The organism is Streptomyces africanus, from assembly GCF_002150735.1.
Taxonomy (GTDB): domain Bacteria; phylum Actinomycetota; class Actinomycetes; order Streptomycetales; family Streptomycetaceae; genus Streptomyces; species Streptomyces africanus.
On the sequence record NZ_MUKA01000175.1, the window covers coordinates 1 to 20,116 of the forward strand.

19 protein-coding genes and 1 pseudogene are annotated in these 20,116 nt (G+C 72.9%); 10 read left to right on the forward strand and 10 right to left on the reverse strand.

Features of this window, described 5'->3' with window-relative positions; all coding sequences use genetic code 11:
- Positions 1–224 (reverse strand): annotated as a pseudogene (locus tag CCL05_RS21395) (N-acetylmuramoyl-L-alanine amidase); the annotation flags it as partial.
- A gap of 191 nt (positions 225–415) precedes the next feature.
- On the opposite strand from CCL05_RS21395, the gene CCL05_RS21400 reads away from it, so the two are divergent.
- A complete protein-coding gene (locus CCL05_RS21400) occupies positions 416–1,600 on the forward strand; it encodes a MarP family serine protease (RefSeq protein ID WP_086562099.1) in 1,185 nt (394 codons plus the stop codon).
- 16 nt (positions 1,601–1,616) lie between these two features.
- Here the strand turns inward: CCL05_RS21400 and CCL05_RS21405 are convergent, their stop codons facing one another.
- The gene (locus tag CCL05_RS21405) at positions 1,617–2,114 is read right to left on the reverse strand and encodes a GNAT family N-acetyltransferase (RefSeq protein ID WP_086562100.1); all 498 of its coding nucleotides are present in this window, start codon (positions 2,112–2,114) and stop codon (positions 1,617–1,619) included.
- 71 nt (positions 2,115–2,185) lie between these two features.
- On the opposite strand from CCL05_RS21405, the gene CCL05_RS21410 reads away from it, so the two are divergent.
- A complete protein-coding gene (locus tag CCL05_RS21410; protein WP_086562101.1) occupies positions 2,186–3,088 on the forward strand; it encodes a TIGR01777 family oxidoreductase in 903 nt (300 codons plus the stop codon).
- Positions 3,089–3,337: 249 nt separating this feature from the next.
- A complete protein-coding gene (locus CCL05_RS21415; protein WP_086562102.1) occupies positions 3,338–4,744 on the forward strand; it encodes an NAD(P)/FAD-dependent oxidoreductase in 1,407 nt (468 codons plus the stop codon).
- 53 nt (positions 4,745–4,797) lie between these two features.
- Here CCL05_RS21415 and CCL05_RS21420 read toward each other — a convergent pair whose 3' ends face one another.
- The gene (locus tag CCL05_RS21420) at positions 4,798–6,171 is read right to left on the reverse strand and encodes an NsdA family TPR-like regulatory protein (protein WP_086562103.1); all 1,374 of its coding nucleotides are present in this window, start codon (positions 6,169–6,171) and stop codon (positions 4,798–4,800) included.
- A gap of 307 nt (positions 6,172–6,478) precedes the next feature.
- Here CCL05_RS21420 and CCL05_RS21425 point away from each other — a divergent pair, with 307 nt between their 5' ends.
- The 3 genes from CCL05_RS21425 (at position 6,479) to CCL05_RS21435 (ending at position 9,635) form a co-directional block, all read left to right on the forward strand.
- Positions 6,479–7,141, forward strand: coding sequence for a bifunctional DNA primase/polymerase (locus CCL05_RS21425; protein WP_086562104.1), 663 nt, complete (start codon positions 6,479–6,481; stop codon positions 7,139–7,141).
- 113 nt (positions 7,142–7,254) lie between these two features.
- A complete protein-coding gene (locus CCL05_RS21430; RefSeq protein WP_086562105.1) occupies positions 7,255–8,046 on the forward strand; it encodes an ABC transporter ATP-binding protein in 792 nt (263 codons plus the stop codon).
- Positions 8,043–9,635, forward strand: coding sequence for a transporter (locus CCL05_RS21435; RefSeq protein ID WP_107400493.1), 1,593 nt, complete (start codon positions 8,043–8,045; stop codon positions 9,633–9,635). Before CCL05_RS21430 ends, CCL05_RS21435 begins: the two co-directional genes overlap by 4 nt.
- 9 nt (positions 9,636–9,644) lie before the next feature.
- Here the strand turns inward: CCL05_RS21435 and CCL05_RS21440 are convergent, their stop codons facing one another.
- Both CCL05_RS21440 and CCL05_RS21445 read right to left on the reverse strand, forming a co-directional pair.
- Positions 9,645–10,547, reverse strand: a complete 903-nt coding sequence (locus tag CCL05_RS21440) for an alpha/beta fold hydrolase (RefSeq protein WP_086562107.1) — start codon at positions 10,545–10,547, stop codon at positions 9,645–9,647.
- Positions 10,548–11,189: 642 nt separating this feature from the next.
- On the reverse strand, positions 11,190–11,882 hold the full coding sequence (locus CCL05_RS21445; RefSeq protein WP_086562108.1) for an iron-dependent transcriptional repressor DtxR: 693 nt from the start codon (positions 11,880–11,882) through the stop codon (positions 11,190–11,192).
- A 299-nt stretch (positions 11,883–12,181) separates the two neighbouring features.
- On the opposite strand from CCL05_RS21445, the gene CCL05_RS21450 reads away from it, so the two are divergent.
- On the forward strand, positions 12,182–12,937 hold the full coding sequence (locus tag CCL05_RS21450; RefSeq protein ID WP_086562109.1) for an SIS domain-containing protein: 756 nt from the start codon (positions 12,182–12,184) through the stop codon (positions 12,935–12,937).
- Positions 12,938–12,944: 7 nt separating this feature from the next.
- Here the strand turns inward: CCL05_RS21450 and CCL05_RS21455 are convergent, their stop codons facing one another.
- Both CCL05_RS21455 and CCL05_RS21460 read right to left on the reverse strand, forming a co-directional pair.
- Positions 12,945–14,348 carry a PAS domain-containing protein gene (locus CCL05_RS21455; protein WP_244204347.1) on the reverse strand — a complete coding sequence of 468 codons (1,404 nt, stop codon included), beginning with the start codon at positions 14,346–14,348 and terminating at the stop codon, positions 12,945–12,947.
- A gap of 163 nt (positions 14,349–14,511) precedes the next feature.
- Positions 14,512–14,928: a RidA family protein gene (locus CCL05_RS21460; RefSeq protein ID WP_086562111.1), complete on the reverse strand. Its 417-nt coding sequence runs from the start codon at positions 14,926–14,928 to the stop codon at positions 14,512–14,514.
- A gap of 72 nt (positions 14,929–15,000) precedes the next feature.
- Between CCL05_RS21460 and CCL05_RS21465 the strand changes: the two genes are divergently transcribed.
- A complete protein-coding gene (locus CCL05_RS21465) occupies positions 15,001–15,900 on the forward strand; it encodes a LysR family transcriptional regulator (protein WP_086562112.1) in 900 nt (299 codons plus the stop codon).
- 294 nt (positions 15,901–16,194) lie between these two features.
- Entirely contained in the window at positions 16,195–16,668 is a 474-nt protein-coding gene (locus CCL05_RS21470) for an HIT family protein (protein WP_086562113.1), read from the forward strand.
- Between the two features lie 51 nt (positions 16,669–16,719).
- Here the strand turns inward: CCL05_RS21470 and CCL05_RS21475 are convergent, their stop codons facing one another.
- Positions 16,720–17,820: a citrate synthase 2 gene (locus tag CCL05_RS21475; RefSeq protein ID WP_020276334.1), complete on the reverse strand. Its 1,101-nt coding sequence runs from the start codon at positions 17,818–17,820 to the stop codon at positions 16,720–16,722.
- Positions 17,821–18,106: 286 nt separating this feature from the next.
- Here CCL05_RS21475 and pdxH point away from each other — a divergent pair, with 286 nt between their 5' ends.
- Positions 18,107–18,775 carry a pyridoxamine 5'-phosphate oxidase gene (pdxH, locus tag CCL05_RS21480; RefSeq protein WP_010035799.1) on the forward strand — a complete coding sequence of 223 codons (669 nt, stop codon included), beginning with the start codon at positions 18,107–18,109 and terminating at the stop codon, positions 18,773–18,775.
- On the opposite strand, the gene CCL05_RS21485 is transcribed toward pdxH, so the two are convergent.
- The gene (locus CCL05_RS21485) at positions 18,772–19,389 is read right to left on the reverse strand and encodes a TetR/AcrR family transcriptional regulator (protein ID WP_208641587.1); all 618 of its coding nucleotides are present in this window, start codon (positions 19,387–19,389) and stop codon (positions 18,772–18,774) included. The two genes, pdxH and CCL05_RS21485, sit on opposite strands and share 4 nt — an antisense overlap.
- Positions 19,390–19,393: 4 nt before the next feature.
- Positions 19,394–20,116 (reverse strand): enoyl-CoA hydratase family protein (locus tag CCL05_RS21490; protein ID WP_086562115.1); only part of this gene is annotated, 723 nt, incomplete at its 5' end.

The window sequence follows — 20,116 nt, forward strand, 5'->3', positions numbered from 1 at the left end:
GAGGCGGTGTAGGACGGGGTGGCGGCGGGGCGGTGCCCGGCCGGGCGGGCGCCGGTCTCGGCGGCGTTCTCGACGCCGTAGGAGCACAGCACCAGCGCCACGACGGCGGCGAGTCCCGGCAGGCAGCCGAGCAGCACCCGGGCCGCGCGCGGCATACCGGCTATGCCGGGTGTCCCGGCGACGCGGCGCCTGCGCGTACCGCGCCGTCTTCGCAAGACACGCATGGACCCACTGTCGGCCTGATCCGGTCCGTCCGCGATGTGTGATGTGCCACCCGGTGGAACCATCGTCACGGTCCGCGACGTTTTTCCGAGTGCACGCGCACGTGGCCGGTTCTGATCATCCACGCGCGTGTGACTGATCAAACGGGCCCTCCCCCCACGTACTAGGGGGTTCCGAGAGAAAGAAGGCGTGCGTGGACCTGCTCGACATCCTGCTGTTGCTGGTCGTCCTGGCCTATGCGGCGTCCGGCTACCGGCGCGGGCTGGTGGCCGGCTGTGTGTCGCTGGCGGGCTTCGTGGGCGGTGCGGTCGTCGGCGTCTGGATCCTGCCGTGGATGATGGACCTGGTGCCGCCGGGTACGACGCGCGCGACGGTGACGGCGGTGTTCACGGTGCTGCTCCCGGCTGTGGTGGGCCACGAGCTGGCGGGGCGCCTCGCGCTCAGGCTGCGGCGGGAGCTGGACCGGGGACCGCTGAGAGTGGCGGACGGGATCGGCGGGGCGGTGGCCAACTCGGTCGCGGTCCTGATCGTGGCGTGGGTGGCCGCGAGCGTCCTGGGCGCGTCCTCGTCGCCGCTGGTCACCTCGGCGATCCGGGACTCGCGGCTGCTCGGCGCGGTGCAGGAGACGATGCCGGACACCACCCCGGCCTGGTTCTCGCGGGCCACGTCGGCGCTGACCGAGGCGGGCTTCCCGCAGGTCTTCAACCCGTTCGAGAACGAGTCGACGGCCGAGGTGGCCGCGCCCTCCGGTGACAGTGTCACGGCGGCCGCCACGAACGCGGCCAAGCTGAGCACGGTCAAGGTCGAGGGCGTCGCGGGCACCCAGGGCCGCGAGGGCAGCGGGTTCGTGTACGCGCGGGAGCACGTGATGACCAACGCCCACGTGGTGGCGGGCATCGACGAGCCGACCGTGCAGATCGGCGGGGTCGGGCGGACGTACGAGGCGCGGGTGGTGCTCTTCGACCCGCAGAAGGACGTGGCCGTGCTGTACGTGCCGGGCCTGAAGGCGCCCGTGCTGCGGTTCGACGACAACGCCGAGCGCGGCGACTCGGCGGTGGTCGCGGGCTATCCGCAGGACGGCGACCTGAACCTCCAGGCGGCGACGGTCGCGAACCGGGTCCGGGCGACGGGCCAGAACATCTACAACGACGACACGGTCACCCGCGAGATCTACTCGATCCGCTCCACGGTCCGCCCCGGCAACTCCGGCGGGCCCCTGCTCACCACGGACGGCCGGGTCTTCGGCGTGGTCTTCGCCCGCTCCACCTCCGACGCCGAGACGGGCTACGTCCTGACGGCGGCCGAGGTCTCCTCCGACGCCGAGCGCGCGACGGACGCGACGGCACCGGTGGACACGGGCGAGCTGGCCGCGTCGTAGGCGTCCTGACACCGGCCTAGAGGAAACGTCCCATCAGGACGTCGTCCACGTACTGCCCGTCGAGCCGGAACTCCTCGGGCAGGACCCCCTCCACCACGAATCCCTCGGCCTCGTAGAGCCTGCGGGCCGGGGCGTTGTGGCCGAGGACGCGCAGGGTGAGGCGGCGGGCGCCACGCCGGCGGCCCTCGGCGACGGCGGCCCGGACCAGTGCCCGCCCGACACCCCGGCCGCGTGCTTCCGCCGCGACGGCGAGGCCCTGGATCTGCAGGACGTGCCGGTTCGCTTCGACCGGCGTCGGGAAGCCGAGATGGAGGTATCCCGCCAAGCGGTCACCGAGTTCGGCGACCAGGCAGTCCTCGGGGGCGTGCCGGTCGCTGAAGAACGGCGGGTACGGCGGCTGCGGCCGGGGCACCACCGCGTGCAGATGCGACCAGGTGAGGCGGTCCAGCAGGGCCAGCCCCTCGTCGTCATCGGGCGCGGCCACGCGGATGCGAGGTTCGCGGGACTCGGGCATGGCGTCACCCTACGGTGACGGCTTGTGGCCGTACGCCGGATTTATGGCCGCCGGCAGGCAGGATGGGGGCCATGGAACGCTCACGAATCGCAGTGGCCGGTGCGTCCGGGCTCATCGGCGGCGCCCTGGTGCGGTCCCTGACCGCGGACGGGCACGAGGTGGTGCGCCTCGTACGCCATGCCCCCGGGGTCGCGGACGAGGTCCGCTGGGACCCCGAGGGCGGGCGTGTGGACGCGGCCGGGCTCGCCGGGTGCGACGCGGTGGTGAACCTGGCCGGTGCGGGGGTCGGCGACCGCCGCTGGACGGACGCCTACAAGCAGCGGATCCGCGACAGCAGGGTGAACGGCACGGCGGCCCTCGCCCGGGCCGTCGCCTCGCTGGACGAGAAGGACCGGCCGCGCGTCTTCGTGAACGGCAGCGCCATGGGCTACTACGGCGAGACCGGGGACCGGTCCGTCGACGAGAGCGCGCCGGCGGGCGAGGGCTTCCTGCCCGGGCTGTGCGTGGAGTGGGAGGCCGCGGCAGCCCCCGCCCAGGAGGCCGGTGTCCGCACGGTGTTCACCCGGACCGGGCTGGTCGTCTCCCGCGAGGGCGGTGCGTGGGGGCGGCTGTTCCCGCTGTTCCAGGCCGGTCTCGGCGGGCGGATGGGCGACGGGCGGCAGTACTGGTCGTTCATCGCGCTGCACGACGAGGTCGCCGCGATCCGGCATCTGATCGACACCGACGGCATGTCCGGGCCGTTCAACCTGACCGCCCCGAACCCGCTGACGAACCGTGAGATCACGGCGGCGATGGGGCGCGTGCTGCACCGCCCGACGCTGTTCGCGGTGCCCGCGCCCGTCCTGCGGACCGTGCTGGGCGAGATGGCCGGGGATGTGCTCGGCAGCGCCCGGGTCCTGCCGACGCGCCTGCTGGAGTCGGGGTTCCGGTTCGCCTTCCCGGAGATCGAGGGGGCGATCCGGGCGGCGTTGTGACGCACCCCGAGAGCGCCGGCCGACCGCCGACCGACCATTCCGAGACAGCCCCTCGCGCCGCACTTCAGCCCCCTGTGACCACTTCATGCCCACAAGGAATGCGTATGCGACCGCTGTGCGACCGTGCCCTGTCGATGCGCGACTCCCCCTGACCGATCACGGCCCTACCCTCGACCAGAACTCGCGTATCCCTGGGGCCTGTTGAGGGCATGACGTCTCCAGCGCCCGCGCAACCTCGAGGAGGGGCACGTGCTTGAGCCCGCTTACCAGGCGGACGTGGTCGTCGTGGGGGCCGGGGTCGCCGGACTCTCGGCCGCGCACCGGCTGACCAGCGCAGGAGTGACGACCATGGTCCTGGAGGCCGCCCACGGGGTCGGCGGCCGCATGGCGACGGAGAAGGTCGACGGCTTCCGGCTCGACAGAATCGGCCAGTTGCTGTCCACGGCATACCCGGAACTACGGCTGACACCCGGCCTCGACGCCCTCGCGCTGCGCCCCTTCGCGCCCGGGGTCCTGCTGCACGGCGACGGACGCCACCATCGCGCGGGCGTCCAGGCGGGCACTGGGGGCGCACGGGGCGCACTGCACGCTGTGCGCGCGCTGGCGAGCGCTCCCCGGTCGCCGTCCGCGCCCAGGCCGCCCAGGAGGCCGGTGGCGGTGCCGGGCCGGCAGGTCTCGGTGCCCCGGAGCCGGTCCGGTGCGCCGCTGGGCACGGCCGTCGACCAGGCCCGTCTGGGGGCCGCCCTGACCCGGCTGGCGGGCACACCGGCCGAACGGCTGCTGACCCGCCCGGAGCTGCCCGCCGGTGAGGCCCTGGCGGCTCGCGGGCTGCCGGCCCGGACGATCGACGGCTTCCTGCGTCCGCTGCTCGCCGCCCTCCTGTACGACCCGGACCTGACGACGTCCAGCCGGTGCGCGGACCTCGCGCTGCGGGCCTTCGCGCGCGGCCGGCTGTGTCTGCCGGAGGGCGGCGCCGAGGCCCTGCCGGAGCTGCTCGCGAGCGCGCTGCCGCCGGGCACGGTGCACACCGGCGTGCGCGTCACCTCCGTGTCCACGACCTCGGTGACCACCGCCGAGCACGGTGAGATCCGCTGCCGTGCGGTGCTGGTGGCGACGGGCGCCAGGGCCGCGGCCGAGCTGCTGCCCGGGCTGCGGGTGCCGGAGTTCCATCCGGTGACGGTGGTGCATCACACGACGGACGAGCCGCCGGCGACGGGGGCGTCGCTGTTGCTCGACGCGGACCTCGGCGGGCCGGTCGCGCACACGGCGGTGGTCAGTCGCGTCGATCCGTCCCGGGCGCCGGCGGGGCGGGCGTTGGTGTCCTCGACGGTGCTGGGACGGCCGCCGGGGGATGTCGACACGGCCGTGCGGATGCATGTGGCGCGGCTGTACGGGGTGTCGACGGCGCGGTGGGAGACGTTGGCTGTGCACCACACGGCGGAGGCCGTGCCGGCGATGCGGCCGCCGCATGATCTGCGGCGGCCGGTGCGGTTGATTGCCGGGCTGTATGTGTGTGGGGATCACCGGGACACCAGTACGGTCCAGGGTGCTCTGCACTCCGGGCATCGGGCATCCGCGGCGATCTTGGCGGATTTGGGGGCGGGGCGGTCGATGCACGTTGCTGATCCGCTGCCGACGGTGCCACGGGCCGCTTAGGTGGTTCGTCGGGTGCGGGTTCGTCGTGGCCGCTCGCGCAGTTCCCCGCGCCCCTAAAGAAGGGCCGCTACTTTGTCGCGGTAAGTCCGCACCGGCGCCGCGTCCTTGTACGGCTCCAGTCGTCGCTCGAAGTCCCTCACGTACTCCACCGCCCGGACCGAGCGCATCTCCGCTGCCTGGCCCGCCGCCTCCGCGGCCAGTTGGCAGGCCTGGTCGAGTTCGCCCAGGCCCAGGCGGGCGGTGGCGAGGACGACGCGGCAGAACAGGCGGCTGCGGGCGTAGGACGGGGCGCGGAGCTGGAGTGAGCGTTCCGCGTGCTGGGCGGCGGCGCGGAACTGCTGGAGGTCCCGGTGGCAGTGCCCGAACTCGTCGGCGAGCTGTGCCTCGTCGAAGAACGTGGCCCAGTACGGGACGTCGTCCCCGGACCGGGCCGTCTCCAGGGCGCGCTCGGCGCGGACCAGTGCGGCCGTGCAGGCCCGCACCTCGCCGAGCACGCCGTGCCCGCGTGCCTCGGAGGCGTGCAGCAGCGCCTGGACGACCGGCGGGGCCGAGGTGCCGACGCCCTGCTGGGCGACGCGTGCGAGCTGTACCGCCTCGCGCCCGTGCCCGAGGTAGACGGCCTGGCGGCTCATGGTGACCAGCACGTACGCCCCGTACGTCCGGTCCCCGGCCGCCTGGGCGAGCCGGAGCGCCTGGATGTAGTAGCGCTGGGCCAGTCCGGGCTGCCCGGTGTCCACGGCCATGTACCCGGCGAGTTCGGTCAGCCGGGCCACCGCGGCGAACAGGTCCCGCCCGACCGCCTCCCGGTACGACCCCGCCAGCAGCCCCGAGACGACGCTGTTGAGGTAGTGCACGACGACCGGCCGGACATGCCCGCTGCCGTACTGGTGGTCGAGGTCCACCAGCGCCTGCGTCATGGCCCGCACCGCCTGCACGTCGGACTGCCCGACCCGCGGCCCGGCCGAGCGCGCCACCTGGCCGTCGGGTGCGGAGATCAGCCAGTCACGGCTGGGCTCGACCAGCGCGGACGCGGCGACGGAGGAGCCGGACAGGAAGTCCCGCCGCCCCACGTCGCTGCGCCACAGCTCGCAGACCTGCTCGATGGCCCCCAGTACCGTCGGCGAGAACTGGAGACCCACGCCCGAGGCGAGGTTCTTTCCGTTGGCCATGCCGATCTCGTCGATCGTGACCGTACGGCCGAGCTTGCGGCCGAGCGCCTCGGCGATGATCGCCGGGGCCCGTCCCCGTGGCTGCTGCCCGCGCAGCCAGCGCGCCACCGATGTCTTGTCGTAGCGCAGGTCGAGGCCGTGCTCCGCGCCGCACATGTTGACCCGGCGGGCCAGGCCGGCGTTGGAGCATCCGGCTTCCTGGATGAGCGCCTGGAGCCGTTCGTTCGGCTGCCTGGCGACGAGCGGCCTTGCGGCCATGGCGTACCCCCTGTGGCTGCGGTGCCTGCCCACGCACCGAGTTGACGTGTCTTCCGCGGCCGGGGTCCCTCGCGTCCCGGCGAAAAGATCCGGCCGTGAAGATCAATGCCCCGCCGACCAGGCGAAAATGCGAGGCATGTGAGGATTGCCGGGGTAACGGCTGTTGCCGGCCCCAGACGTGGCTACCCAGCCCCGGCCACGGTTCCTCCTGCGCGCCCCCGCACATGCACCCATGCGCCCCGGCCCCTGGGGCGATGCTCCTCCCCGCGCACGCGGGCGGGCGTAACCCCTGGTGACGACCAGAGTTGTGTTCATCGTGGAAGAGACGATCGCCGGCACCGAAGCCGCTCAGATCCCGAAGCAGCGCGGGGAATCGCTGCTGGAGACCGCTGTCCGCTACGCCGAGGAGCGCCACTGGGACGTGTTCCCGGGCACCTGGCTGGAAGCCGTCGACGGCGCCCAGCGCTGCTCCTGCGGTGACGCGGCGTGTCCGGCCCCGGGGTCGCACCCGGCGCGCCCGGACTGGGCGACGCAGGCGACGGGCAGTGCGACCGTCGCGCGGCGGATGTGGCAGAAGCAGCCGACGGCGTCGATCCTGCTGCCGACGGGGCGGACGTTCGACGCGATCTCCGTGCCGGAGACCGCCGGGTTTCTCGCGCTGGCCCGGATGGAGCGGATGGAGCTGACGCTGGGGCCGGTGACGCTCACGCCGGATCGGCGGATGGAGTTCTTCGTGCTGCCGGGGGCCGCTGTGAAGGTGCCTGATCTGGTGCGGAAGCTGGGGTGGTCGTTGTCGTCGCTGGATCTGACGGTGCTGGGTGAGGGCGCGTATGTGGCTGCGCCGCCCACGCGGTTCGGGTCCCGGGGGGCTGTGCAGTGGGCCTGCCGGCCCACGCCTGCGAATCGGTGGCTGCCGGACGCGGAGGAGTTGATCTCGCCGTTGGCTTATGCGTGCGGCCGGGATCGTTAGCCGCGCCTGTTCATCTGCCTGGTCGCTGTTGTGCGGCGGCTGCGGGTTGTGTGTGGTTGATCGCGCAGTTCCCCGCGCCCCTTGGGGGACGCTTCCCCACCGTAGGGTTCACGGTGACGGAGGGAGACGCGGTGGGATCCAGTGCTGTGCGTGTGCGGGGGCTCTGGAAGCGGTTCGGGCAGCAGGTCGCTGTTGCCGGGGTCGATCTGGAGTTGCCCGCGGGCAAGTTCATCGGGCTCGTCGGGCCGAACGGGGCCGGGAAGACCACCACGCTGTCGATGGTGACCGGGCTGCTCAGGCCCGACCAGGGGACCGTCGAGGTGGTCGGGCACGACGTGTGGCGGGACCCCGTCGAGGTGAAGGCGCGGATCGGGGTGCTGCCGGAGGGGCTGCGGCTGTTCGAGCGGCTGTCGGGGCGGGAACTGCTGGCGTACACCGGGCGGTTGCGCGGACTGCCCGGTGCCGAGGTCGACAAGCGGGCCACGCAGCTCCTCGACGTCCTCGATCTGGCGGGGGCGCAGCACAAGCTCGTCGTCGACTACTCGACCGGCATGCGCAAGAAGATCGGGCTGGCCACGGCTCTCCTCCACAATCCCGAAGTGCTCTTCCTGGACGAGCCGTTCGAGGGCGTCGATCCCGTCTCCGCCCAGACCATCCGGGGCGTCCTGGAGCGGTACACCGCCTCGGGTGCCACGGTCGTGTTCTCTTCCCACGTCATGGAGCTCGTCGAGTCGCTGTGCGACTGGGTGGCCGTCATGGCCGCCGGGCGGATCCGCGCGCACGGGACGCTGGCGCAGGTGCGGGGTGACGCGCCCTCGTTGCAGCGGGCGTTCCTGGAGCTCGTCGGGGCGCAGAGCCGGGACGCCGGGTCCGATCTCGACTGGCTGGGCGGCGGGGCCCGGTGAGCGACTCCGCGATCACCCCGCTCTTCGTACGGCTGAAGCTGTCGCTGCTGCGCAACGGGCTGCGGCAGTCCGGCGGGCGGAAGGCCGCCTACATCGCATCGGCGGTCTGTGCGCTGCTGTTCGCCGCGCTGCAGCTGATCGGCCTGATCGCGCTGCGTGGGCACGCGCACGCCGAGTCGGTGGTCGTGCCGGCGGCGGCGGTGCTGGGGCTCGGCTGGGCGGTGATGCCGCTGTTCTTCCCCGGCGGTGACGAGACGCTGGATCCGACCCGGCTGGTGATGCTGCCGCTGCGGCCCAGGCCGCTGGTGCGGGCCCTGCTCGTGGCGTCACTGGTCGGTATCGGGCCCCTGTTCACGCTGTGCCTGCTGGTCGGTTCCGTGGTCGCGGTGGCCCGGGGCGGGGCGGCGTTCGCGGTGGGCGTGGTCGCCGTCGTGCTGGCGCTGCTGGTGTGCGTGGCGCTCGCGCGGGCCGTCGCCGCCGCCAACGTACGGCTGCTGACCAGCCGCAAGGGGCGGGACCTCGCGGTGCTGAGCGGGCTCGTCATCGCGATCGGGGCGCAGGTCGTCAACTTCGGCGCGCAGCGGCTCGGGGCGTCCGGGCTGGGCGAGCTCGACCCGGCGGCGGACGTGCTCCGGTGGGTGCCGCCCGCGTCGGCCATCGGGGCCGTGCACGCGGTGGGCGAGGGGGCGTACGGTCGCGCCCTCGCGCAACTGGCGTTGACGGCGGGCGCGCTGGCCGCGTTGCTCGCGGTGTGGTCACGGCATCTGACCCGGCTGATGACCTCGCCCGACGGGTCGACGCTGCCGGCCGCCGAGTCGGCCGCCCGCGAGCGGACGTCGACCGGGCTCGGGCGGCTGCTGCCGGCGGGCCGTACGGGGACGGTCATGGAGCGCAGCCTGCGGTACGTGTGGCGCGACCCCAAGACCAAGGCGGCCTGGGTGACGTCGCTGGCCATCGGGCTGATCGTGCCGGTGTTCAACGCCTGGCAGGGCACCGGCTCCGTGTACTTCGCCTGCTTCGCCGCCGGGATGCTCGGCATCCAGATGTACAACCAGTTCGGGCAGGACACCTCGGCGTTCTGGATGGTCGCGATGACGATCTCGTCGACCCGCGACGCCTACGTCGAGCTGCGCGCCCGCGCCCTGGCCCTGCTGCTGATCACCCTGCCGTACGCCACGCTCGTCACCGTGGTGACGAGCGCCATGCTCGGCGACTGGCGGCGGCTGCCCGAGGCGCTGGGGCTGTCGTTCGCGCTGCTCGGCGCGATGCTCGCGACCGGGGCGTGGACATCGGCCCGCTTCCCCTACTCCATCCCGCAGGAGGGCTACAAGAACGTCGCCCCCGGGCAGGCCGGGCTCGCCTGGATCTCCATCTTCGGCGGGATGGTCGCCGCCGCCCTGCTGTGCGCGCCCGTCATCGCGCTCACGATCTGGCTGAACGTGAGCGCCGGCGGCGACGACTGGGCGTGGCTGCTGCTGCCGGTGGGCGCGGGGTACGCGGCGGCGCTCACGGCGGCGGGGCTGCGGCTCGCCGCGCCGCGGACGGCCCGGCGGCTGCCGGAGATCCTGACGGCGGTCAGCAAGGGATGAGCGCAGGCGTCAGTCGGTGCTGAGGGCGTCCAGGAAGGGTTCGATCGCCGCTCGCCAGGCCTCCGGCTGGTCGTAGTGGACCAGGTGGCCGGCGTCGGCGACCTCCGCGTACTGGCCGCGGGGCAGGACGCGGACCATCTCCTGGGCCTCGGCCCGGCCCAGCTCGCCGTCGAGGCCGCGCACCACCAGGGCGTGGCAGCGGACCTGGGCCAGCTCCTCCCAGTGCGCGTCGTACACCCATGTCTCGCGGGAGCGGAGCATCTGCTCCGGGTCGAACACCGGGCGCCAGCCGTCCGGGGACTCGGCCATCACCTCGGCGTAGAACTCACCACGGGCCGGATTGGGCCGCTCCACCCAGGGGTCGTCCTCGCCGAACCACTTGCGGACGTCGGCGAGCGTGGCGAACGGCAGCGGCCAGGACTTGAACCACTGGTCCCACTCGCGCTGCGAGGCGGCACCGAGCGCGGAGGCCCTCATGTCGCAGATGATCAGGCCACGGACCAGATCGGGGCGCTTGGCGGCGAGCTGCCAGGCGGTCAGCGCGCCCATGGCGTGGCCGATGAGGACGACCGGGGCGAGGCCGAGCTGTTCGAGAGCGGCCTCGGCGTCGTCGACGTAGGCGTCACGCGTGAAGGAGCCCTGCGGGGGCTTGTCGCTGCGGCCGTGGCCGCGCTGGTCGAGGGCGACGGCCCGGTACCGGCCGGAGAGCCAGCGGGCGGTGGACGCCCAGTGCGAGGCGCGGCCCATGAGGCCGTGCAGTAACAGCACGCCCGGGGAGCCGTCCGGCACGTCCCGCGCCGGATCGGACCCGGCCGGACCGGATCCGGCCGGATCGGTCTTGGGCGGGTCGCCGAACTCCCAGGCCGCCAGGCGTACGCCGCCCGTCCCGGTCACGTCGATGCGTCGCGCCATGTCCTGGCACCCCCCAAGCTTCGCGCGGACCGTGGCCGTCTCCGGCCGGTCGGTCCTGTGAACCGTGTTCTGCCTGCTGTGCCTGTCGCCGTTCCTCGTGGTTCCTCGTGGTTCCTGTCGGAGCGCCCTTACCTGTAGCGCACGCTCCGGTCGGTTCGTCACCCGCAGATTATCGAATGGCCATTCGAGGAGACCGTTCTCGCGGGCAACACCCCTCGTTCGAGTGACCATCCTCAAGGATTGATCCCCTCGACCGAGGGGAGATCTTCAGCGGGGGGCGGACCGCTCGGGGAAACCGGTCCGCGGGGAATGACCCTGAGAGCTCGGGGCTCCGGGTCAGCACAGGGGAGGACAGGCCCCGGCGCCACACGGCGCCGGGGCCCTCCGCTTCTCCACGGCACATCCTTGCGCCCCCTCCCCGGCCGGGCGACATCGCTGTCGAGCCGCGGCCAAGAGCCCTCAGGTCATATGCCTCACGCGACAGCGTCGCACGGGAAGCGAGCGAGCGCTGCCATTCGACGGACTGAATCCCGGAATCGACGGGATCACGCCAACGCCACAACCACCCCACGCTCAACGGGAGTTGGCGACGACCCCGGGACCTGGTCCGGACCGGGTCCGCAGCCGCGGTCCGGGCCGGGTTCAGGGCTTGGCGACGAACACGTGGGAGGCGATGTCCGACTCCAGCTCGGCCGCCTCGCCACCGCTGCCGACCAGCACACCGCCCGCCGACTCCGTCACACTCACCACCGAGCCGGGCTGCACGCCCGCGCGCCGCAGCGTGTACATCAGCTGCGCGTCCGTCTGGATCGGCTCGCCGATCCGGCGCACCACGACCGTCTTGCCCTCGGGGCCCGGGTCGAGGCTGGCCAGCGACACCATGCCCTCGTCCAGGAACGGGTCGGCGCCGTCCTTCTCGCCGAGCTCCTCCAGCCCGGGGATCGGGTTGCCGTACGGCGACTCCGTCGGGTGCCGCAGCAGCTCCAGGACGCGGCGCTCCACGGCTTCGCTCATCACATGCTCCCAGCGGCACGCCTCGGCGTGGACCTGCTCCCACTCCAGGCCGATCACGTCGACGAGCAGACACTCGGCGAGGCGGTGCTTGCGCATCACGCGCGTGGCGAGACGGCGGCCCTCGTCGGTGAGCTCCAGGTGCCGGTCGGTCGCGACGGACACCAGGCCGTCGCGCTCCATCCGCGCCACGGTCTGGCTGACCGTCGGCCCGCTCTGGTCCAGCCGCTCGGCGATACGGGCGCGCATGGGGACCACACCCTCTTCCTCCAGCTCGAGGATGGTGCGGAGATACATCTCCGTGGTGTCGATCAGTCCGGACATACGTGCCCCTCGAATGAGATCTGCCGGAGGCTGGACGGCTCACCGGCGTGTGCGCTGGCCCTGCACTCAATTCTGCCGGATACCACCGACAACCGTGCCGCGGGAGGGAAAGCGAAGGTTATCCGGGCCCGCAACGGGGTACGACGGAGCTTTTCACAACGGCACCGAGCGCTCGTACCGCCCCTGCCGGGGTTTTCAGGGCTCCGCCGGGCCTTTCACGGCCGTATTGACACCGCACTGGTCCAGACCGCACCGTGATGCGCGACACTCGGCCTCAGCCCAGCCCGAAGGGACCCCGTATGAGCGACCGCGCGCCGGCCGGCCAGTTCCTCGACGCCGCGATCGGCCTGCTGCGGCGGGTCCGCGACGAGGAGGCCGACAGCATCGCGGCGGCCGGGACGCTCCTCGCCGACACCGTCGAGAACGGCGGCCGCCTCTTCGCCTTCGGCGCCGGGCACTCCTCCCTCGCCGCGCAGGACCTCGTCTACCGCGCCGGCGGTCTCGCCCTGATGAACCTGCTCGCCGTGCCGGGTGTCGTCGGCGTCGACGTCATGCCCGCGCCCCTCGGCTCCGCCCTGGAACGCGTCGACGGCCTCGCGAGCGCCGTCCTGGACAGCTCCCCGCTCCGCGCGGGCGACGCCCTGCTGATCATCTCCCTCTCGGGGCGCAACGCCCTTCCTGTGGAGATGGCCCTGCACGCGCGCGCCCTGGGCGCGAAGGTCATCGGCGTGACGTCGGTGGCGTACGCCACGGAGACGACGTCGCGGCACGCGTCGGGGACGTACCTCAAGGACCACTGCGATCTCGTCCTCGACTCGAAGATCGCGGTCGGCGACGCGGAGCTCACCCTCGACACGGTGCCCGCCCCCTTCGCCCCCGCCTCCACGGTCGTCACCTCGGCGCTCCTCCAGGCCGTCATGGCGACGACGGCCGCCACCCTCGCCGACCGGGGCGTGGAGCCGCCGCTGCTGCGCTCCGGGAACGTCGACGGGGGACATGAGTGGAACGCGCGGGTGATGGAGCAGTACCGGGACCGGATCTTCTACCGGCACTGACAGCCGCTCACTCCTCGTCCGACAGCCCCGCGAGATCCAGCGCCGCGGCGATCCGGACCGCCACGTCCTCCGCGTACATCGCGTCGGACCGCTCGAAGGCGCTGCGCCCCGCGCCCCGCAGGAACGTCACGACGCCGAGCGTCCGCCCCCGGCTGCGCAGCACCGCGCACAGGGCGTGCACGGCGTCCGGCGGCCACTGGCGGGCCAGGGCCCACTCCCGGGCCTGCTCGGGCGGAATGGTGCCCGCGCTCGCCCGCAGCGCGCCGACGCGCTCCACGCACTGCAGGGCCGGATGCCCCTCGGCGTACCGCACGGGCAGGCCCGCGCGGTCGGCGAGCTTGCTCGGCCCCGGCGCGCCGGAGGGTGTCTCGGCGACCCGCACCAGCCGTACCGGCCCCTCGGTCTCCGCGTCCGTGAGCGCACCGCCGGACACCCGGTCGATCAGCCCGTGGTCGGCGAAACCGGCCAGGGCGAAGTCCAGGTGGATCGTCGCGGCCTCCGCCGGGTCCTCGCACTCGGCGGCGGCCCGCGAGGCCCGGTGCAGCTGCTGCGTACGGAACCGCAGCAGCGACGCCTCCTGCTCGCTCTGCTTGGCCTCCGTCACGTCCTGGAACAGCCAGCCGACGCCCAGCGGGACCGGCTCCTCCGCGAGCGGCGAGGCCAGCCGCAGGAAACCGCTGCGCCAGCACCTGCGCCGCTCCCCCTCGGGCGTGCGCACCGTCACCCACACCTCGGCGGGCGCGGGCGGCGCGCCCTGGGCCAGCACATGCTGAAGCGCGCTTTCCAGCTCCTCCACGCCCTGCGTGAGCAGCTCCCCGAGCGGCCGTCCGAGCACGGACGTACGCCCCATGCCCAGCGCCCGGGCCGCGTGCGCGTTCACCACGGCGGGCCGCAGGTCGACATCCACGAGCACGACGCCCCAGCTCGCGTCCTCGAACAGCGCCTCGCTGAGGGCGATCGACCGCTCCAGATCGATCTGCGTGTGCACCTCGCTGAAGGCGCAGTACACACCCGCGGGCTTTCCGTCCGGGCCCCGCACGGCCGCCGACTGCGTCCGCACGAGCACCCGCCCGCCGTCCTTCGTCAGCAGCGCGAACTCGTGGACCTGGCGCCCCGGGGCGTGCATGGCGGACATCAGCCGCCCCTCGACCTCCTCGGCGTCCGCGCTGCGCACGGCCCATCCGGCCAGGCCCCGCCGCCCCACGGCCTCGTCCGCGCTCCAGCCCAGGATCCGCTCGGCCTCGCGGTTCCAGTGCGTCACGACCCCGTCGGCGTCGAAGGCGCACAGCGCCGCGTCCATGCCGTCCAGCAGCGCGGCGAGCAGGTCCGAGCCGTCCGAGCCGTCCCGCTCGGGCTCGGGCTCGTCCGGCCCCAGCTCGTCGGTGGTCCCACTACGCCGGGAAGCACTCACCTGGACCCCCTGCAGGCTGCGTCCGCACGTACGGCACGTCGGTTCGCTACTTGCAATCATTCAACTCGAACGTGACCCAGCGCACACCGAGTTCCCACAACATTGAAGGAATCGTTGTACGGCGGCAATGCCCACGTCAACGCCCCGGAGCCCTGCCGCGGACTCAGTCGATCAACGCCACACCCCCAGTACCACTCCCGCGACGTGCGTACACCTCGATCTCGATCTTCATCCGGGGGTCCGCCAGCCCGCAGACCAGCATCGTCGCGGCCGGCCGCACCTCACCGAAGCGCTTGCGCAGCACCGGCCAGCACGGTTCGAAGTCCTCCCGCCGCGGCAGCAGGTACCGCACCCGCACGACGTCCGCGAACGAGCACCCCGCCTTCTCCAGCGCGGCCCCTATGTTCCGCAGACACTGCTCGGCCTGCTCCCCGACATCGTCGGAGATCGTCATGTCCGCGTAGTCGAACCCGGTCGTCCCCGACACGTGCACCCAGTCCCCGTCCACCACGGCCCGGGCGTAGCCGATCCGCTCCTCGAACACCGAACCGCTGAGAATCGCCTGTCGTCGCTGCGTCATGTGCCGAAGCTAGGCGGGAGATCGTTCATACGTCCAATACGAGATGAGGGGCATTCTGATATCCCTGGGGATATGGAACGGCGCCCGGAACTGCTCCCCCTCCCGCAGCTGCACGCCTTCGTCGTCCTCGCCGAGGAACTGCACTTCGGCCGCGCGGCGGACCGCCTCGGCATCGCCCAGCCGCCGCTGAGCCAGCAGATCCGCCGCCTCGAGGACAAGGTCGGCCACGCCCTGTTCACCCGGTCCCCGGGGCGCGTCGCCCTCTCCGCCGCCGGACGGGAACTGCTGCCCGCCGCCCGGCGGGCCCTCACCGGCCTCACGGAGGGCCTCGCCGCCGCCCGTGCCGCCGGCAGCGGCCGCACCGGGCACCTGCGCATCGGATTCGCCGCGTCCCTGGCCCTCACCGTGCTGCCCGGCCTGCTCCGGACCCACCGGGAGCGCTTTCCGCAGGTCGAGCTCGACATCCGCGAGATGACCACGGCACCGCAGCTCGCCGCCCTGCGCGACGGGACGATCGACGTCGGCCTCCTGCGCGAACCCCCGGGCGACGACCCCGATCTCGCCTTCCGCACGGTCCTCACCGAACCCTTCGTGGCCGTGCTCCCGTCCGCCCATCCCCTCGCGGCCCACCGCACGATCGCCCTGGCCGACCTTGCGGACTCCCCCTTCGTCCTCCTCCCCCGCGAGGCGGGTCCCGGCCTCCACGACCGCATCACCAGCCTGTGCGCCACCGCCGGCTTCACGCCCCGGGTCGTCCAGGAGGCCGTGGAATGGCAGACGGTCTGCGCCCTCGTCGAAACGGGCCTCGGCGTCTCCCTGGCCCCGGCCGGGATGCGCCGGATCCGCCTCCGGGGGGTGGCGTTCCGCGCTGTGGTGCCGGACGAGGCCAGGACCTGCGTGGCGGTGGGGTGGCGCCGGGGCGATCAGGGGCCGTTGACGGCGAATCTGCTGGAGACGATCCGGGCCTCGTGAGTGCCCGGGTCAACCTCTCGGAAAATCGGTTGATCCGAGGCCGGACCGTTTCCTAGGGTTCCAGGTACACGAGAGAGGAGGTGGTTCGGCAGATGTATGAATACCGGACGCGTGAGGTGGCTGCGGGCTAGCGGCCCGACACCACACACAGTGCGGTGCCGGACCAGCGCGTGAGCGAAGCGCGCAGCCGGCCCAATCTCCAGCAGTCACCCGACCCGCGAGCCGCCGGTACGTCCGGCCGGCCCTCCTCCGGAGGACCAGGCTCGCGGGTCGTCTGCGTTTTCGGGGGCGATCGTGGTGGGCGAGTGGCGCGACGACCGGATCGGCAGCGCTCTGCGGGGTGAGAATCCGGCCGTGATGCGGAGGCTGGACGCCGGGTTCGCGGTGATCGGCGATGTGCAGTTCCTGCCCGGTTACTCGGTGCTGCTGACCGATGATCCCTCGGTGGAGCGGCTGTCGGAGCTGCCGCGGAGCAGGCGGCTGGCGTTTCTGCGGGACATGGAGCGGCTGGGGGAAGCCGTCGAGCGGGCCTGCCGGCGGGCGGAGTCGGGGTTTCGGCGGGTCAACCTGGAGATCCTCGGGAACGCCGACGGGTTCCTGCACGCGCATGTGTGGCCGCGATACGACTGGGAGCCCGAGGATCTCGTGCGGCTGCCCGTGTGGCTCTATCCGCGGGAGAGGTGGAGCGAGGAGCGCTATGCGCTCGGGGCGCGGCATGCCCCGTTGCGGGAGGCGATCGGGGAGGAGCTGGACCGGCTCACGGGGTGAGACCCGCGGACGGCCTCACCCGGAGCCGGGTGAGGCCGTGTGGGGGGCGGGTCAGTGGGCGATGTCCTCGTAGCCCTCGATCTCGCGGGGGTCGCGGGAGCCCGGGCCCGTGTAGCGGGCCGAGGGGCGGACCAGGCGGCCCGTGCGCTTCTGTTCGAGGATGTGGGCGGACCAGCCGGCCGTGCGGGCGCAGGTGAACATGGACGTGAACATGTGGGCCGGGACCTCGGCGAAGTCCAGGACGATGGCCGCCCAGAACTCGACGTTGGTGGCCAGGACCCGGTCGGGGCGGCGGGCGTGGAGTTCCGCCAGGGCCGCCTTCTCCAGGGCCTCGGCGACCTCGAAGCGGGGAGCGCCCAGCTCGCGGGCCGTGCGACGCAGGACCCTCGCCCTCGGGTCCTCGGCGCGGTAGACGCGGTGGCCGAAGCCCATGAGGCGTTCGCCCTTGTCGAGCGCGTTCTTGACGTAGCCCTCGGCGTCTCCCGTGCGCTCGATCTCCTCGATCATGCCGAGGACGCGGGAGGGGGCGCCGCCGTGGAGGGGACCCGACATCGCGCCGACCGCTCCCGACAGGGCCGCCGCCACGTCCGCGCCGGTCGACGCGATGACCCTCGCCGTGAACGTGGACGCGTTCATGCCGTGTTCCGCGGCGCTCGTCCAGTACGCGTCCACCGCCGCCACGTGCTTGGGGTCCGGCTCGCCCCGCCAGCGGATCATGAAGCGCTCGACGACGGAGTGGGCCTTGTCGATCTCGCGCTGGGGGACCATCGGCAGGCCCTGGCCACGGGCCGACTGGGCGACGTAGGACAGGGCCATGACGGCCGCCCGGGCCAGGTCCGCGCGGGCCTGCTCGGCGTCGATGTCCAGGAGGGGTTTGAGGCCCCAGACGGGCGCGAGCATGGCCAGGGCCGACTGGACGTCGACGCGGATGTCGCCGGAGTGGACGGGGATGGGGAACGGCTCGGCGGGCGGCAGGCCGGGGTTGAAGGCGCCGTCGACGAGCAGGCCCCAGACGTTGCCGAAGGAGACGTGGCCGACGAGGTCCTCGATGTCGACGCCCCGATAACGCAGGGCGCCGCCCTCCTTGTCCGGCTCGGCGATCTCCGTCTCGAACGCGACGATTCCCTCGAGCCCGGGTACGAAGTCGGACATCAGGCGGCTCCTCGTGATGGAAGTGACAGATGGTGTGATGTGGGGTGGGACGAACGAACCATGTGTCAATCGGCTTGCGAAGCGGGCGGCCGTCCGGAGGATCCACGGTCGTGTGCGGCGACTCGCGGTCCTGGCCGGTCTCCCCCTGTGATGCCCCGTGCGGCTGGCGGTCACCCAACCGGAACGGCACGGAAACGATATCCCCGAGTGCCACCCTTGGGGAGGGTTCACGGCACTCAGTGCCACGCAGTGACGAAGGACACCGTCCATACGGCAAGATGACCGGGTGACCGACCGCGACGCCGTCCCCTTCGACCTGGCCTCGATGCGCAAGCAGTACCGGGCCGAGGGCCTCTCCGAGAACGAGCTGGCCGCCACCCCCGTCGAGCAGTTCGCGCGCTGGTTCAAACAGGCCGCGACGGACGGCGGGCTGTTCGAGCCGAACGCCATGATCGTCTCGACGGCCGACGCCGAGGGCCGCCCCAGCTCCCGCACGGTGCTGCTGAAGCACTTCGACGAACAGGGCTTCGTCTTCTACACGAACTACGACTCCCGCAAGGCCCGTGACCTGGCCGAGAACCCGTACGTCTCGCTGCTGTTCCCCTGGCACCCGATGGCCCGGCAGGTCATCGTCACCGGGGTCGCGCGGCGTACCGGGCGGGACGAGACGGCGGCGTACTTCCGGACGCGGCCGCACGGATCGCAGCTCGGGGCGTGGGCCAGCGCCCAGTCCTCGGTGATCGCCACCCGCGCCGACATCGACGGCGCGTACGCCGAACTGGCCGCCCGCTACCCCGAGGGCGAGCAGGTGCCCGTGCCCCCGCACTGGGGCGGCTTCCGGGTGGCCCCGCAGACGGTGGAGTTCTGGCAGGGCCGCGAGAACCGGCTGCACGACCGGTTGCGGTACGTGGAGCGGGCCGACGGGAGCTGGCGCGTGGAGCGGCTCAGTCCCTAACAGCCGCCGAGGGCCTCGTCCAGCAGCCCCGCCCACTGCTCGACCACCCGGTTCCGGCGGGCCGCGTCGTCCGTGAGGAGGTTGGCGAGGCCCAGGCCGCGGGCCATGTCGAGCAGGCCCTGGACGGTCTCGCGGACACCGGGGACGGACTCGTCGGCGGACAGCAGGTCGACGGCTATGCGGTGGGTCTCACGGCCCACGCGGGACTCGAGCTCGGTGACGCGGGCGCGGAGCTGGTCCTCGTTGGAGGCGGCCACCCAGAGGTGGAGGGCCGCGCGGAACAGCGGTCCCGTGTAGAGGTCGACCAGGGCCGCGACGACCGCGTGCCGGTCTCCGGCCGCGCCCTCGGGGAACAGGGCGCGCAGGGCCGTGGAGCGTTCCTCGGCGACGTACTCGACGGCCGCCGTGAAGAGGTCCTCACGGGTCGGGAAGTGGTGCTGGGCGGCCCCGCGGGAGACACCGGCGCGTTCGGCGACGACGGAGACGGTGGATCCGGCCCAGCCGTGCTCGGCGAGGCAGGACACGGCGGCTTCCAGGAGCCGCTGCCGGGTGGCCCGGCTGCGGTCCTGCTTGGGGACTCGCTCCGCACGATCGACCGTGCTCACACCGCCCATGTCCTCACACCACCCATGCCGGATCCCGTCGTTCGAGGAAGGCCGTCATCCCCTCGCGGGCCTGCGGGGAGGAGAACAGCCGGGCCGAGAGCGCGGTCAGGCCCGCCGCGTCCCGGTCGAAGGCTTCCAGCACCCTAGCCGTGAGCAGCCGTTTCGTCTCGGCCAGGGCGCCCGGGGCAGATCTGCGCAGGCCGTCGAGGATGGGGGCCAGAGCCTCGTCGACGTCGTCGGCGTGGGTGGTGAGCAGGCCGGTCGCGGTCGCCTCCGCCGCGTCGAAGCGTTCGCCGGTGAGGTAGTAGCGGGACAGGGCGCGCGGGTCCGTGCGCGGCAGCAGCGGCAGGGAGATGACCGCGGGGGCGACGCCGATGCGGACCTCCGTGAAGGCGAAGGTGGCCCCGGTGGCTGCGGCCGCGATGTCGCAGGCGGCCAGCACGCCGAGGCCGCCCGCGCGGACGTGGCCGGTGACCCGGGCGACGACCGGCTTGGGCACCTCGATGATCCGGCGGAGGAGGGCGACCAGCGCCTCGGGGGGCGGCGGGTCCTTGAGGTCCGCGCCCGCGCTGAAGGTGTTCCCGGTGTGGGTGAGGACGACCGCGCGGACGCCGGGGTCCCGGCCCGCGTCCGCGAGCGCGTCGGCCAGTTCGCCGACGAGGGCCGCCGACAGGGCGTTGCGGTTGCGGGGCGAGTCGAGGGTGAGGGTTTCCACGGCACGCGCGCGTGCCCTGCC